The sequence below is a fragment of the Rhizobium sp. SRDI943 genome (assembly GCF_057653695.1).
In genome coordinates, this window is record NZ_CM172787.1 from 1851256 (window position 1) to 1864349 (window position 13094).

Genomic DNA, 13094 nt, shown 5'->3' on the forward strand with positions numbered 1-13094 from the left:
GGCGGGTGGGGCCGAGGGACAGGGCAAGCCATACCACGGCATAGGTCCAGGCCTCGCTTTTTGCTGTCGGCGGCGTGCTGATGGGCGGACTCGATCAGATCAGCGAACGCGGCATGCCTGTGACTGGGCTCGCCACAAATGTCATTTTTGACAGTCGAGGCCGGACATGATGCCGTTTTCTACGCTGCCGGGAGGCATCTTGCCGGGCCAGCGGACCATGGCGGGCGCGCGAAAGCCGCTTCGAAAAGCTGCAAATAGCCCGCCACGGCAGCGCATCGCGGAGACAACTTCCGACGAAGACGATGCAGTGGCCGGTCGGTGGAGTCCGTCAGAGCGTGTCGATCAGGCCTCCGTCCACGCGCATCGAAGCTCCAGTCGTTGCGGACGCTAAAGGGGAGGCCAGATAGGTGACGAGATTGGCGATTTCCTCGACGCTCGCGGCGCGTTGGATGATCGAACCGGCGCGGTGCTTCTTGACGAAGTCCGCCGCCACCTCCTCGATCGGTTTCCCTGTCCTCGCACGTTCCTCGGCGAGCATCGCCTCGACGCCTTCGGACAGCGTGGGGCCGGGAAGGACGGAGTTCACGGTGACGCCTGTGCCGGCCATGCGTTTGGCAAGGCCGCGGGCAACCGCGATGTCCGCGGTCTTGCTGACACCGTAGTGGATCATCTCGACCGGTATGTTAAAGCCGGATTCGGACGCGATGAAGATGACGCGGCCCCAATCGAGCTTTTGCATGCCCGGAAGATATGCGCGCGAAAGCCTGACGGCGGACATGACATTCACCTGCCAGTGGCGGTCCCATACCTCGTCGTCCGCATCGAAGAAGTCTAGCGGCTGGAAGATGCCCGCGTTGTTGATGAGGATGTCCACGTGAGGAACCTGGGCGACAAGAGCGTTACATCCGCCAGCGGTTGCGAGATCCGCTGCCGCCGCGGTCACGCTTCCCTTGGCGCCTTCGCCTTTCAGGCGGTCGGCGGCCTTCGCGGTCTTTTCCTCGGACCGGCCGTTGACCACCACGTTCGCACCCGCCCTCGCGAGCTGGCGGACGATTGCGTATCCAATGCCTTCGGTGGATCCGGTAACCAGAGCGGTCTTGCCTGTAAGGTCGATCTGCATCTTCTGCTCCTGTGAGGTTGGATGACAGAACGTATGAACTGGCGGCCGGTCTCGCAACAGCCAACGATGCGGATAATCCTTTCGCGTAGGGGAGGGAACCGATCAACGGGCTCTAGTGGCGCAGAATCTTGCCGAGGAAGGCGCGGCTGCGGTCGGTCTTCGGGTGGGCGAAGAATTCATCCGGCGTGCCGCTTTCGACGATGGCGCCGGCGTCCATGAACACCACGCGTTGCGCGACCTTGCGGGCGAAGCCCATTTCGTGGGTCACCACCATCATCGTCATGCCTTCCTCCGCGACGGCGACCATGACATCGAGCACTTCCGATATCATCTCGGGATCGAGCGCCGAGGTTGGTTCGTCGAACAGCATGATCTTGGGGCGCATGCCGAGGCAGCGCGCGATGGCCACGCGCTGCTGCTGGCCGCCCGACAGTTGCGCGGGGTAAGCATCGACCTTGTCCGCGAGCCCGACCTTGGCCAGCAGCTCGCGGCCGGCCTTCTCGGCTTCGGCGCGCGGGATCTTGCGCACGTGCATTGGCGCCAGCGTGACGTTCTCCAGCGCTGTCTTGTGCGGATAGAGATTGAACGACTGGAAGACAAAGCCGATCTCCGCGCGCAATAGTGTCATGTTGGTGGTGCGATCGCCGAGACGCTGACCGTCGACAACCAAGTCACCGTCACGGATCGTCTCCAAACCGTTCACGCAACGGATCAAGGTGCTCTTGCCCGAGCCGGATGGACCGCAGACGACGACGACCTCGCGCGGCGCGACGTCGAGCGTGATATCCTTGAGCACATGAAGTGGGCCAAACCATTTATTGACGGCGCGAAACTCGATCATGCTGGTTCAACCTTTCGGATTCTGCGGCGGCGTCACAATCGCACCTCGCCATGGGCCGCGCCCATTCGAAGCTCCAGACGGCGGGCGAGCATGATGAGCGGATAGCAGACAATGAAATAACCCACGCCGACCAGGAAGAAGACCAGGAGCCCATTCGGCACCCGCTGCACCACCAGCCAGCCGACCCGCGTGAGGTCGGTGAGCCCGATGGCCGAGACGACGGAGGAATCCTTGATCAGCAGCACGTACTGGCCAACCAGTGGCGGCAACACGATCCGCATCGCCTGCGGCAGCACGACCTGGCGCATCCTCTGCCACCGTGACAGCCCGGACGCCAGCGCCGCCTCGATCTGGCCGGTTGGAACGGCGCGGATGCCGGCGGCGACGATCTCGCAGATAAAACAAGCCGCGAGGTTTGTCAGAGCAATGATGCCGGCACTGAAGGCGTCGAGCTCGATGCCGAATTCCGGCAGAATGAAGAATATCAGAAAGATCTGCACCAGGAACGGCGTGCCGCGGATCAGGTCGACCCAGGAGCCGATCGCTGCGCTTAAAAGCCGGCTTCCACCAGTCCGAAGGATGCCGAGGCAAAAGCCGATCAGCGTACCGAGCACCAGGCTAATCAGCGACAACGCGACGGTCATGCCGAGGCCACGCAAGGCGAGGGGATAGCTGCCGGCGAGGCTCTGCAACTGCTGCCAGATCATGTCCGCGCTCCTGTCGGCGCCAATCCGAGCCAGTACGCGGATAGCGCCGCTAGCCCCTTCAGGCCGTAATAGAGCAGGAGGTAGAAGGCCGCGATGGTCATGAACCCTTCGGCGGGCATGAAGCGGTCGGAGGCGAGCAGTTGCCCGGCACGGGTCAGTTCGGCGACCGAAATCAACGATAGCAAGGCCGAATCCTTGACCAGCACGATCGCTTGGCCGAGCAATGGTGGAATCGTCACCTTGAAGGCTTGCGGCAGGATGACGAAGCGCATGCGTTGGATGAAGGTCATGCCCGAAGCGATGCCTGCCTCCACCTGGCCGCGGTGGATCGACAGGATGCCGGCACGGATGATCTCGGCAATATAGGCACCGCTGTTCAGCGACAAGGCGAGAATGCCGACAACGAGTTCCGGCAGGATGAAGCCGAGGCGAGGCAGACCGAAATAGAGGAAATAGAGCTGCGCCAGCAAGGGTGTGGCCCGCACCGCGTCGATGAAGGCCTTGGCGGGAAGGCGAAACAGCCGGGCGGGCTGCAGGTTCATGGCGACGAGCACGATGCCAACGGCGAGCGCACCGGCGAAGGAGAGGAGCGACAGCCACACCGTCGTGAAGAGACCCTGCCCGAACAAGGGCAGATATTCAACGATGGCGCGGAAGCTGAAGTTCTCGAGCATGGCGAATGGCCTATCCCAGACGGCGGAAGACGAAATGTCCCGGACGGTCTCGCGACGCCGAAGCGCGCGCGAAACCGGCCGGATCAGATGGATGCTTGAACCATGGGTCGGGCTTAGTGATCCTTCTTCCAGTTGTCGGAGTTGACCCAATAATCGAGGTTTTTCTGCAGACGGCCGTCGAGGGTGACCTGGTCGAGAAACTGGTTCATCCAGATCAACAGGTCCGGTTCGTCATAGCGCGTGGCGAATGCCAACGGCTCCTTCGACAGCATGTCGGGCATAATGGTGAAGCTGCCGGCCGGATAAGCCGTTGACTGACCCTTGACCGCCGAGACGTCGTTGACGCCGCAATCGGCCTGGCCGTTATTGACGGCATCGAGCAGCAGCGGGCCGCCACCCTTGTAGCTCTTGATCTCGGCATCGGGAAAGGCGGCCTTGGCCTCTTTCTCGCCGGTGGCACCGAGCAGTACCGCGATCTTGGTGCCCTTGGCCTTGCAGTCTCCGGTCGTGTTGAACTTGCCGCCGGCCTTGGTGAAGACGGTGCTGCCGGTATACATGTAGGGCTTGGTGAAGGCGACCTTCATTCCCCGCGCCAGCGTCGGCGTCATGTCGGCGACCAGGAGATCGGCCTTTCCGGACAACAGCGCCGGGATCAGGCCATCCCAGTCGAAATCAAGGAAGGTGATCTTCACGCCCATTTCCTTGGCCATCAATTCGGCGAGCTCGACCGAGCTGCCGGTCCGTTCGCCGGCCGCGTCGACCAACGAGAAGGGAGGGCCTTGTGTCTGCACCGCGACGCGCAGCTCGCCGCGCTTGGCGATGTCGTCGAGCGTTCCGGCATTGGCGGCGGCGGCGATACTGGCAAGCGCGACCGCTGCGGCGAAAAACTTGGTAATGTTCATTTCATATTCCTCCCGGTTGTCGTTGTCCTACCCACCCGTGGGTGCCTTTTGAACCTCGGCGCCGTTCCCGGCGGCGACCGCGTTCGAAACTCTCAATCCCAGCTGACCGTCTCGGAAACCCGGATGCCGCGCCTGGCCAACTCGTCGAGGAAGCGACCGTCCGGCACATGCATCAGCGGGTTGAGCAGGCCAGGCTTAGCGATCTCGCCGCGGGCCAACATCTGCGCCACGATGCTGGCGGGATAGCCGACGCCGCGGCTCATGCCGAACAGCCCGGACGTCAGGTCGCGCTCTACGATCAGGTCCGATGTCACTGTCTTGCGGCGGCCGCCTTCGCTGCCGGAGAACACGTTGCGCATCACGCAAAGATCCTTCTCATCGACACCATACTGTAATTGCGGACCGAGCATCCGGCCGAGAAATTCGCGCGGGCTGGTGCCAATGCCCGGCACCTTGTCTTCGGAGAGGAAGCCGAGTTCCTTCAGCGGAGCCCAAAAAGCCGACCAGCCCGGCCAACGCAGTGAATAGCGGCCACCGCGCCGCAGCCCTTTGGCATGGCCGAGCATGTCGGAATAGTGCGGCGCATCGCCGTTCGGAAAGGCCTCCAGCCTGCCGAGGCCCGCGAACTCGATCTGATGGATGAAACGGTTGTCGTGTTGCCGGGCGGCGGGCACGTCGACCCGTTCGCCGTTTTCGACCAGCACGCTGTCGCGATTCTGGCTCGTCAAGACCATGTCGAAGTTCCAGCTCACCTTATAGCGTAGCGGCTCGGTCGTCGCTTTCGGCTCGGGGATGCCGCCGCAATAGGAGTCGATGGAGGTGATGGTGTCGAACTGCCTGGCGGCACGCGCGTAAAGCACCAGATCGATGCCGGGGTCGAGCCCGCATTCGGTCATGATCGAAACGCCCGCCGTCGTGGCCGCGGGATCGAGATCGGCGATGGCCTTGCCGTAATTGGTGGTGACGAGCGGCGTGCCTGTGGCGATCGCCGCGAGAACCGCCTCGCGCATCAGCGGCTGCGGCAAGAGGTCGATGACCGCGTCGGCGTCCTCCATCACATCCGCCAGCGTTGGACCGATCGGGCCTTCCGGCACCACGAAACGAATGCGGCCAATGTCTGTCAGTCCGGCAAGCAGGGCCGCGCCATCCGGCGCGGTATCGAAACAGACCACTCGCTCGACACCGTCGCTGGCGACGAGATCGGTGATCGCGGCGCGCCCTTGCAACCCGAGGCCGCCAAGTACCGCGATCTTCACGCGCTTTCCTTTCGAGGATTCTCGTCCGACCAGCAACCTTCCGGCAGGCTGACCCACTTGTTGCATGATGCCATGACGACGAAGGTCTCGCTGCGCACGACTTCGCCCGGCTCGCCCGCGCCCGGGATCAACTCGCTGGTGACGCGGTAGAGATCGGCGACATCGCCGACCACTGTCACGTCGACGATAATGTCGAAGCGCCCGGTGACCACGCAGGCGGAGTTCACGAAAGGCAGCTCGGAGATGCGTTCCGCCAGTTTCCGGGCCTGCCCGCGCCCCTGGGCATTGATGCCGACAATGGCCGAGATCAATTCCGGACGCTCGGTCAGGTTCAGCAATCCGACGATCTTGAGCAGGTTGCGGCCCAGGAGGTTTCGCAAGCGCATACGCACTGTCGGAACAGAGATCGCCATCTTCTCGGCGAGGCGATTGACGCCAAGCTGCGCATCCTCCGACAGCAGTTTAACCAGTCGCCGGTCGGTCTGATCGAGATGTTCTCGCAATGGTCATGGCTTTCATAAATAGAAAAAATCTGAAGATATTTCTTATAAAACTGAAGATATCCTAGGCATTTTCTTTTGAAAGGCAAGCACATCAATCATTCGGCATTCAATCGACGAGAATGCGGGCCCTTCAGGGCCAGGCACGCCAAGGCGGCCGTCGGCGTTTTGCCGCGACGATTAACTCGCTCGCAAGATTCCACGTTCAATACGATCTTGAGGCGCTCTCAGACAACGACTGCGTGCGAATTCCTGGCGTATCGGCTAGCCAGGGTCGACGGTCACGATCCCTCGTCCGGTATGTTCAAGACCTCTCCGCACGCCTTGCAATGAACGGCGTCGGCGTCATGGCGCTGAAGGCCGCATCGGTGACAGGAATAGGTCACTTTGTGAGGGCGGACCACTGCCTGAGCAAGCCTGACGAATAGGGAGATGCCGACGATCATCGTCACAACGGAAGTGAGCTTGCCCAGCGTTCCCGGAAGCGTGATGTCTCCGAATCCCGTCGTCGTCACCGTCGCGACCGTGAAGTATAGCGCATCGACGAATCCTTCGCTTCCCTCCCTGTTGTAGAAGAAGGACGTATAGACGAACCCGGTTGCCATGAAGAGGAACACAAGGAGATTGATCACCGCCCGGACGACGTCGAGAAGGTACAAATAGCCGGCCTTGCGCAGCAAGTCCTTGAGCAGCGGACTGGTGCCGATCGCCCAGAACCGCATGATCCGCAGGAAAGCGAAATTGAAGAGCAGGTCCGGCAGCAACAGCGTGGCCAGCACCACGAAGTCGATCCAGGTCATCGGTCGCCGAATCCACTCGCGCAAAGAGAATGCGGCGACCGCCCGGCCGACCATCTCGGCGGCGATCCACACTGCTATCGCATAGTCGATGATCAGATAGGACGGACCGGATCGCAGGTACGGACCGAGCAGGAAGAAGGCGAGAATGGCGACGTCAATGGCAGCAAATACCAGCCGAAAGGCAATCGCCTGCCTGCCGTCGGCCCTATCGAGCCCTCGCAGCACCTGACGAAGCGAATTCTGCAGAGAGCCGTCGTCGGATTCGAAAGTTTTCATCCAGGGAATGTAGATCCCTCATCGGCGTCCGCAAGTCGCCGAAGAGATCCTTGTCCGGCAAATCGTTGTTCTCGTCTGGACAGGACTTGCCCTGCAGGGGCCGCCTCGGTCTCAGGCGACGGACCATCCACCGTCTACCAGCAGATTAGCGCCGGTAATCAGGCTCGCAGCCGGTGATGCAAGGAAGACGACGGCACCCACCACATCATCGGTCTCACCGATCCGGCCGAGCGGAATGTGACCGAGCGTCGCTTCCCGATTGTCGGCGTCGGATAGAAAAGGCGCTGTGCCATCGGTGTGAATGAATGTCGGCGATACGGTATTTACGGTGACGTCATAGCGTGCCCATTCGGCTGCAAGGCAGCGCGTGAGGTGATTGATGGCCGCCTTGCTCATGCAATAGATTGCCTCGCCGCGCAGTGCCACGGTGCCGGCCTGTGAGCTGATGTTGATGATCCGGCCGCCGTTGCGCTTGATCATGTGCCGGCCCACAGCCTGCGTCATCAGAAAGGTACCCTTGATGTTGACGTCGAGTATCTCGTCAAGATCCTTCTCTTCGACGAGTTCCGCGAGATTGCCTGGAGCCACGCCGACGTTGTTGACGAGGACGTCGATCCGGCCGAATGTCGCAAGCGCCGCGTCGACGGCTTGTGCGATATGGGCCTTGTTGGGGATGTCCAGTTCAACAGGGAGAACTTTTCGGCCCGCGCCCTCGAGTTCGGCAACCAGGTCCGCCGACGCCGCGACATCGCGGACCCCTAAAACAATATTGGAACCTGCTGCGGCGCAGGCAAGTGCGCAAGCTCGACCGATGCCGCGGCTCGCTCCTGTCACCAAAGTCACCTTGCCCTCAAGGCTGAAGTCCGGCGCATTCTTCTGCATCACGATGCCTCCCTCGATGAAGCTCCATTTATGGCAGTGTCGGCGTGCGGATGCCAGATATTCTCAGCATGCTGAGGAGTGTCTCTTTGACCAATGGGCGATCCGGCAACGTGGGACGCTTTTTCCGATACCTGCACACGACGACAGACGGCGCGGAAGGAAGCGGAGGAGCCCGCGCACCTGCACCATGGCCTGGAAAATCGGCAGCCGGTGGCCTAGCCGATCTGCATCAGGATCGGAAAGGTCTGCTGGAACCAGATCGCCACATTGCTGACCCATCCGAACAGGAAGGCGAGGCCGGTAAGCACGAGGAACAGACCCATCACCTTTTCCACCGTGCCGAGATGGCGGCGGAAGCGCGACAGGAAGCGCATGAAGGAGCCGGAAAAGCCGGCGGCGATCCAGAAGGGGATGGCAAGGCCGAGCGAATAGATGGCGAGCAGCCCGGCGCCGGAGCCGACCGTCTCGCGCGAGGCGGCAACGCCGAGGATTGCGCCAAGCACGGGGCCGATGCAGGGCGTCCAGCCGAAGGCGAAGGCAAGGCCCATGATATAGGCGCCCGTCAGCGTCGCCGGCTTGCCGCTGCCCTGGAAGCGCGCCTCACGCGCCAGCACCCCGATTCGAAAGAGGCCAAGGAAGTTCAACCCCATGACGATGATGATCAGCCCGCCGATCTTCGACAGGAGGTCGAGATGCTGGCGAAGCACCATGCCGATGCTGGAAGCACCGGCGCCGAGCGCCACGAAGACGGTGGCAAAGCCGAGCGTGAAGAGCAGTGCGGAAAAGAACACGCCGCGCCTGACGTCGGGCGCCACCGCCACTGCACCGCCGCCGCGAAACTGCTCGACGGAGATGCCGGCCATATAGCAGAGATAGGGCGGGACGAGGGGAAGCACGCAGGGCGACAGAAAGGAAAGCGCCCCGGCAATCAACGCGCTCCACAGGGAAATATCGGCAATCGACACGCATTCTCTCCGGCTGCAATCTGCGTGATGTTCCTAGCTTTGCAGGCAAGCGATTGCCAATCACCTTTTTGCGCGCGCGAGACATCTGTGTCTGAGCCCGCAAGAAATGTGCCGAACGTTTGCAAAAGGCAAAATTTTCGGTTGACCGGCATGGGTCGCCTGCCTATGTTCCGCCCACTTCCAGCCGGGGTGGTCACACCCGCGGAGAGGGAGAGCGTAGCTCAGCTGGTAGAGCAACTGACTTTTAATCAGTAGGTCTCGGGTTCGAACCCCGACGCTCTCACCATTTTAATCTTCAAGATAGCTGCCGCGATCTTAGATCAGCAGTCGCAGTAACGCGCCCTCGTCCTTCACCCCATGCTGGTACGAATGGATAACCCGCCGAGCAAGATCTTCGCGCTCGGTGTCTGTTGTGATTTGTCGCATCGAGCTGATGTGGTCGAATACTCTCTGGCAGAGGGCAACTTCTTCGTCGCTCAACACGGTTTGTGCGTCGGCTATCTGGGATCGGATCATGATCGCCCTCGCTTCCTTCGGATCGATAGGAGGGTGGAACATCTGCTTTTTAAGCGGGTGAAGGGAGACACAAGGTCGTGAGGTCTCACCCTCATTGTCGTGATAGGTCTTTGTCCCATCTGGCAACTAATTCTCGTTCGGCCCGCTCCACACATATGCAGAAGCCGGCTTTCGCTGGGCATTCCAGATCACTTCGTACCCTATCTTCTCAAGCGAGAGTAAAGCGCCAAGCCTTTCGTCATCTGAAAGGCTTCGCAGGGAAACGTTAAGTGCGTCCAGGCCGCCTAAATTGTAGAGGCTAACGAATACATTGAGTGACATTGTTCCTCTCCCGTTGGTACAGTATAACACGCAAAGAAATATTTGCTTAGGCCTAGATAAATATTTTCAACATCTAGTATAGCTCCAAAAATTTATTCAGATTTCCTTGTTTGGAGTGTGGGTTTGATTTGAGATGGGTAGCGCCTTGCGTCTTTCCCGCAGGAATTGAGCTTCACTCGGTGCCATGCCACCCATTGAAATTTCTGGAAGTTGTTATAAAATCAGTTCGTTGTGGTTACGTGTCACGTCAGCATCTGGGAGGATTGCGATGTTTCAAGGTATGCACGGCTCCAAGTCGGCACTGGGTCCAGAAGACCTCACAATGATCAAAGACATCTATGACGAATGGTGCGCCGCGCGCTGCTGCGCCAAGGATAGCCCAAGTGCAATCAAAGCAGCTCAAGAGTTGATCTCCATGTTCGAGCATGGGGTACGATCAAAAGATGATCTCCGCACTATGGTCGGTACAATAGGTGCGCATTTGCTCAAACACTGAAATGAGCCGATGGCGATCCGCTGCTGGCGAGCGCCTGCGCGAATGGCCTAACCTGTCGTTTATGTGCGTCGATACAGGTCACGCGACGGTTTAAGAAATTGGCTCAGACACAGGAACCAAATTCCGCTGCGGTCCGTTTTCTCCTCATCAACAACAGGAGAAATCCACCATGGATTGGAATCGTATCGAAGGAAACTGGAAGCAGGCGAAGGGCAAGGTCAAGGAGCAGTGGGGCAAACTCACTGACGACGATCTCGACCAGATCGCCGGCAAGCGCGACCAGCTGGAGGGCAAGATCCAGGAGCGGTATGGCATCGAAAAGGATCGTATTAAACGCGACATCGATGACTGGTCTGGTCGCCAAACTTGGTAGTCACAGAACAAAAACCCGGTGAAAGCCGGGTTTTTGCTGCCGAAGGAGTGGAGTTAAGGCGGCTGATGTCCGTCGGACGTCATGAATATCCGCCAAAAGCCAGGAGAAGGACGCCGAGCGCGATCACGGCGAGCGCCGGCCAGTTTTGCGATAGGCCGAGGAACCTGAGGCCTTGGCGCCGGGGTTCCAGCGTGGTGCCGCCTTGCGGCATTCGATGCGGATCACTCGGTCTTCGACCAAGCGCCGACGTAAAGAGAAAAAGAACTCCGCCGATGATGAGAGCGGCTCCGGTGAGGATTGCCCACATGGTGGCCTCCGCTAGCGATGAGGATGTGGATTAACCAAATCCGGACCTGATCGTTCCGTGAGCGGCTACTCACTTGAACAACCGCCGCGTCAGAACCAAAAGCGCTCGCATTGAATTTGACCGCTGAGCAATCCTGGAGATCCCTGATGGACAAGACACCGAAGACGGCCATCCGCGGCATGATGTTGTACGTACTCGCTCTTCTCGTCCTGGGGGTGCTGGCGGGGGCTGCGTACACGATCTATGGCCATCCCGCCGATCCGTCCGAGCGACCGGCGGCCGAGACGATTCCGCAAAAAGCTCCGGCTCCGCAGTAAGATACCTCTTTCCAAGTCATTGATTGATCGCCGTTCGAGAACAGACGATGACCGGGGAAGATGCCTGTCAAAATCCGGCGCCCACCCAGTCAGGTCGTACTGAAACGCCTGTGCTCCATGGCACCAGATCAGCAAGTGGCAAAGAATATGGCTTCGGAAAGCAAGCCCGACATCCTGTCGCAAGTCCTTCCAACCAGTATGGAACTCTTATTATAGGGAGAACAACCTGCGACAGAGAAAATCGGCATCTGCGCAGAAGCGATGAGATTGGGGAGAAGCAGTGGGGGCCAGCTCTGTCTGGAACCCTGAGAGAGTGCGCCGGAACAGAGGAGTTTACGGATGAGGGAACATGCAGTCGTGATATCAGGGGCAGGGCCGACGGGCCTGATGCTGGCAGGCGAACTGGCCTTGGCGGGCGTCGACGTCGCCATCGTCGAGCGCCGACCCAATCAGGAGCTTGCAGGTACGCGGGCCGGCGGTCTGAGTGCGCGCACGCTCGAGGTTCTCGATCAGCGCGGCATCGTCGACCGGTTCCTCGCGGAAGGGCAGATAGCCCAGGTCACGGGGTTTGCGGTCACGCGGCTTGATATCAGCGATTTTCCGACCCGGCACAATTACGGGCTGGCGCTGCGACAGAAGCATATCGAGCGCATTCTGGCCGGCTGGGTCGGCGAGTTGGCGGTGCCGATCTATCGCGGCCTTGAGGTAACGGGTTTCGCGCAGGACGATACCGGCGTCACCCTTGATCTCTCCGATGCCGCGTTGCTCAGGGCAGGCTATCTCGTCGGCTGCGATGGAGGCCGCAGTCTGGTTCGCAAGGCTGCCGGCATCGCGTTTGAAGGATGGGATCCGACGACCGGCAACATTCTCGCCGAAGTAGAGATGGACGAGGAGCCGCCATTGGGCATCCATCGCACGGCCCTTGGCATCTATGCCTTCGGCAGGGAGGAGTATGAAATTCACGACGGCAAGATCGTCTTTGCCAAAGAGGGTCCGATCGGCGTGATGGTGCCGGAGACGAATGCCGGCGCGACGACTGAACCGACGCTCAGTGATCTCAAAGAAGCGCTCATTGCTGCATTCGGAACGGATTACGGACTCCATCGCGTCAACTGGATTTCCAGGTTCACCGACATGTCCAGGCAGGCAACGGCCTACCGCAAGGGCCGGGTACTCCTCGCTGGCGATGCCGCCCATGTGCATTCTCCGGTCGGCGGGCAGGGCCTGAATACCGGTGTGCAGGATGCCGTCAATCTCGGTTGGAAGCTGGCCCAGGTGGTTAAAGGGAGATCGCCTGACGCCTTGCTCGACACCTATCACGCCGAACGGCATCCGGTTGCGGCCCGCGTGTTGCGCACGACGATGGCGCAGGTCGCATTGCAGCGCACCGACGATCGCACCGAAGCCTTGCGTGACATTGTGACGGAGTTGCTTGGCATGGAGGAGCCGCGCAAACGGATCGCTGCCGAAATGTCCGGATTGGCGATTCGCTACGAGTTCGGCGAGGGGCATCCGCTGCTCGGCCGCCGCATGCCTGACCTCGACCTCACCACGCCTGATGGTCCCACGCGCGTCTATAAGCTGCTCCAGGATGCGCGGCCGGTGTTCTTGAACCTCGGCGCGGCCGGCAGCTTCGACATCGCGCCGTGCTCGGACCGCATCAAATTGGTTGACGCCGGATATGACGGCGCATGGGAGCTGCCTGCGCTGGGCTTGGTCTCCGCGCCAATGGCAGTGTTGATCCGGCCGGATGGATATGTGGCGTGGGTAGGCGACAGGACGCAGGATGGTCTGCAAGAGGCGATGAATAGCTGGTTCGGATCACACGGCTAAACGCCGAA

Annotated in this window: 17 protein-coding genes and 1 tRNA gene; 5 read left to right on the top strand and 13 right to left on the bottom strand. The window is 60.5% G+C overall.

Features of this window, described 5'->3' with window-relative positions:
- Positions 1–328: 328 nt before the first annotated feature.
- From AC245Y_RS09740 to AC245Y_RS09785, 10 genes are all read right to left on the bottom strand, one after another.
- Complete coding sequence (locus AC245Y_RS09740) at positions 329–1120, bottom strand: SDR family NAD(P)-dependent oxidoreductase (protein ID WP_017994009.1); 792 nt, start codon at positions 1118–1120, stop codon at positions 329–331.
- 112 nt (positions 1121–1232) lie between these two features.
- Positions 1233–1961 carry an amino acid ABC transporter ATP-binding protein gene (locus tag AC245Y_RS09745; protein ID WP_012757358.1) on the bottom strand — a complete coding sequence of 243 codons (729 nt, stop codon included), beginning with the start codon at positions 1959–1961 and terminating at the stop codon, positions 1233–1235.
- A gap of 32 nt (positions 1962–1993) precedes the next feature.
- Positions 1994–2668: an amino acid ABC transporter permease gene (locus AC245Y_RS09750; protein ID WP_012757359.1), complete on the bottom strand. Its 675-nt coding sequence runs from the start codon at positions 2666–2668 to the stop codon at positions 1994–1996.
- Complete coding sequence (locus tag AC245Y_RS09755; RefSeq protein ID WP_017994010.1) at positions 2665–3342, bottom strand: amino acid ABC transporter permease; 678 nt, start codon at positions 3340–3342, stop codon at positions 2665–2667. Before AC245Y_RS09755 ends, AC245Y_RS09750 begins: the two co-directional genes overlap by 4 nt.
- Positions 3343–3455: 113 nt before the next feature.
- The gene (locus AC245Y_RS09760) at positions 3456–4244 is read right to left on the bottom strand and encodes an ABC transporter substrate-binding protein (protein ID WP_012757361.1); all 789 of its coding nucleotides are present in this window, start codon (positions 4242–4244) and stop codon (positions 3456–3458) included.
- 92 nt (positions 4245–4336) lie between these two features.
- Positions 4337–5500 (bottom strand): saccharopine dehydrogenase family protein, encoded by a 1164-nt coding sequence (locus AC245Y_RS09765; protein ID WP_017994011.1) that lies wholly within the window; start codon positions 5498–5500, stop codon positions 4337–4339.
- Positions 5497–6003 carry an Lrp/AsnC family transcriptional regulator gene (locus tag AC245Y_RS09770; protein ID WP_012757363.1) on the bottom strand — a complete coding sequence of 169 codons (507 nt, stop codon included), beginning with the start codon at positions 6001–6003 and terminating at the stop codon, positions 5497–5499. The genes AC245Y_RS09765 and AC245Y_RS09770 overlap by 4 nt, the downstream gene beginning before the upstream one ends.
- 278 nt (positions 6004–6281) lie before the next feature.
- Entirely contained in the window at positions 6282–7076 is a 795-nt protein-coding gene (locus tag AC245Y_RS09775) for a potassium channel family protein (protein WP_012757364.1), read from the bottom strand.
- A 111-nt stretch (positions 7077–7187) separates the two neighbouring features.
- A complete protein-coding gene (locus tag AC245Y_RS09780) occupies positions 7188–7958 on the bottom strand; it encodes an SDR family NAD(P)-dependent oxidoreductase (RefSeq protein ID WP_012757365.1) in 771 nt (256 codons plus the stop codon).
- A gap of 215 nt (positions 7959–8173) precedes the next feature.
- Positions 8174–8923, bottom strand: a complete 750-nt coding sequence (locus AC245Y_RS09785; RefSeq protein WP_012757366.1) for a cytochrome c biogenesis CcdA family protein — start codon at positions 8921–8923, stop codon at positions 8174–8176.
- A gap of 210 nt (positions 8924–9133) precedes the next feature.
- On the opposite strand from AC245Y_RS09785, the gene AC245Y_RS09790 reads away from it, so the two are divergent.
- Positions 9134–9209, top strand: a tRNA-Lys gene (locus AC245Y_RS09790).
- Between the two features lie 29 nt (positions 9210–9238).
- Here AC245Y_RS09790 and AC245Y_RS09795 read toward each other — a convergent pair.
- Together AC245Y_RS09795 and AC245Y_RS09800 are read right to left on the bottom strand one after the other, a co-directional pair.
- The gene (locus AC245Y_RS09795; protein ID WP_012757370.1) at positions 9239–9439 is read right to left on the bottom strand and encodes a hypothetical protein; all 201 of its coding nucleotides are present in this window, start codon (positions 9437–9439) and stop codon (positions 9239–9241) included.
- 126 nt (positions 9440–9565) lie between these two features.
- The gene (locus tag AC245Y_RS09800; protein WP_012757371.1) at positions 9566–9760 is read right to left on the bottom strand and encodes a hypothetical protein; all 195 of its coding nucleotides are present in this window, start codon (positions 9758–9760) and stop codon (positions 9566–9568) included.
- A 322-nt stretch (positions 9761–10082) separates the two neighbouring features.
- Between AC245Y_RS09800 and AC245Y_RS09805 the strand changes: the two genes are divergently transcribed.
- Together AC245Y_RS09805 and AC245Y_RS09810 are read left to right on the top strand one after the other, a co-directional pair.
- Positions 10083–10256 (top strand): hypothetical protein, encoded by a 174-nt coding sequence (locus AC245Y_RS09805; protein ID WP_245274015.1) that lies wholly within the window; start codon positions 10083–10085, stop codon positions 10254–10256.
- 169 nt (positions 10257–10425) lie between these two features.
- Positions 10426–10629, top strand: coding sequence for a CsbD family protein (locus AC245Y_RS09810; protein WP_012757373.1), 204 nt, complete (start codon positions 10426–10428; stop codon positions 10627–10629).
- 79 nt (positions 10630–10708) lie between these two features.
- Here AC245Y_RS09810 and AC245Y_RS09815 read toward each other — a convergent pair whose 3' ends face one another.
- A complete protein-coding gene (locus tag AC245Y_RS09815) occupies positions 10709–10936 on the bottom strand; it encodes a hypothetical protein (RefSeq protein WP_012757374.1) in 228 nt (75 codons plus the stop codon).
- A 146-nt stretch (positions 10937–11082) separates the two neighbouring features.
- Here AC245Y_RS09815 and AC245Y_RS09820 point away from each other — a divergent pair, with 146 nt between their 5' ends.
- Both AC245Y_RS09820 and AC245Y_RS09825 read left to right on the top strand, forming a co-directional pair.
- Positions 11083–11253: a hypothetical protein gene (locus tag AC245Y_RS09820; protein ID WP_012757375.1), complete on the top strand. Its 171-nt coding sequence runs from the start codon at positions 11083–11085 to the stop codon at positions 11251–11253.
- A gap of 339 nt (positions 11254–11592) precedes the next feature.
- Positions 11593–13086, top strand: coding sequence for an FAD-dependent monooxygenase (locus AC245Y_RS09825; RefSeq protein ID WP_017994014.1), 1494 nt, complete (start codon positions 11593–11595; stop codon positions 13084–13086).
- Positions 13087–13094 lie beyond the last annotated feature (8 nt).

Coding starts and splice junctions, on each gene's coding strand:
- AC245Y_RS09775 (WP_012757364.1), bottom strand. CDS start 7,076: ATGAAAACTTTCGAATCCGACGACGGCTCTCTGCAGAATTCGCTTCGT.
- AC245Y_RS09780 (WP_012757365.1), bottom strand. CDS start 7,958: ATGCAGAAGAATGCGCCGGACTTCAGCCTTGAGGGCAAGGTGACTTTG.
- AC245Y_RS09760 (WP_012757361.1), bottom strand. CDS start 4,244: ATGAACATTACCAAGTTTTTCGCCGCAGCGGTCGCGCTTGCCAGTATC.
- AC245Y_RS09825 (WP_017994014.1), top strand. CDS start 11,593: ATGAGGGAACATGCAGTCGTGATATCAGGGGCAGGGCCGACGGGCCTG.
- AC245Y_RS09820 (WP_012757375.1), top strand. CDS start 11,083: ATGGACAAGACACCGAAGACGGCCATCCGCGGCATGATGTTGTACGTA.
- AC245Y_RS09805 (WP_245274015.1), top strand. CDS start 10,083: ATGATCAAAGACATCTATGACGAATGGTGCGCCGCGCGCTGCTGCGCC.
- AC245Y_RS09810 (WP_012757373.1), top strand. CDS start 10,426: ATGGATTGGAATCGTATCGAAGGAAACTGGAAGCAGGCGAAGGGCAAG.
- AC245Y_RS09750 (WP_012757359.1), bottom strand. CDS start 2,668: ATGATCTGGCAGCAGTTGCAGAGCCTCGCCGGCAGCTATCCCCTCGCC.
- AC245Y_RS09755 (WP_017994010.1), bottom strand. CDS start 3,342: ATGCTCGAGAACTTCAGCTTCCGCGCCATCGTTGAATATCTGCCCTTG.
- AC245Y_RS09800 (WP_012757371.1), bottom strand. CDS start 9,760: ATGTCACTCAATGTATTCGTTAGCCTCTACAATTTAGGCGGCCTGGAC.
- AC245Y_RS09795 (WP_012757370.1), bottom strand. CDS start 9,439: ATGATCCGATCCCAGATAGCCGACGCACAAACCGTGTTGAGCGACGAA.
- AC245Y_RS09815 (WP_012757374.1), bottom strand. CDS start 10,936: ATGTGGGCAATCCTCACCGGAGCCGCTCTCATCATCGGCGGAGTTCTT.
- AC245Y_RS09745 (WP_012757358.1), bottom strand. CDS start 1,961: ATGATCGAGTTTCGCGCCGTCAATAAATGGTTTGGCCCACTTCATGTG.
- AC245Y_RS09740 (WP_017994009.1), bottom strand. CDS start 1,120: ATGCAGATCGACCTTACAGGCAAGACCGCTCTGGTTACCGGATCCACC.